Genomic DNA, 275 nt, shown 5'->3' with positions numbered 1-275 from the left:
CATGAAGGTTTGAGCGCAAAATACCGGTGCAAATCTTCTTTTAACGGCAGAACCCTTATGCCGCGACGGTCGGATGGCAGGGTGGGTTCTGGCACCACAGTTACGCCCAATCCTTCGCGCACGAGGGCGAAGGAGCTGATCCAGTCGCGCACCTCCATCCGAACGTCTTGCAACCCGCATCCGATGGTCTCAGCAAGGCTTCCCGCGTGGATAGTGCACCCGCCCGTCGCCAATATAAATGGCTCATTTGAGAGGCGCGCCAAAGAGACGCTGTG

At 57.8% G+C, this 275-nt stretch carries 1 protein-coding gene; it reads right to left on the bottom strand.

From position 1 onward, the window contains the following. On the bottom strand, nt 1–275 hold a 275-nt coding region (locus AB9F29_RS22645), incomplete at both ends, for a LysR substrate-binding domain-containing protein (RefSeq protein ID WP_369757344.1).

The sequence above is a fragment of the Falsihalocynthiibacter sp. S25ZX9 genome (assembly GCF_041205405.1).
Classification (GTDB): domain Bacteria; phylum Pseudomonadota; class Alphaproteobacteria; order Rhodobacterales; family Rhodobacteraceae; genus Falsihalocynthiibacter; species Falsihalocynthiibacter arcticus.
This window is presented reverse-complemented; position numbering and strand designations above follow the sequence as displayed.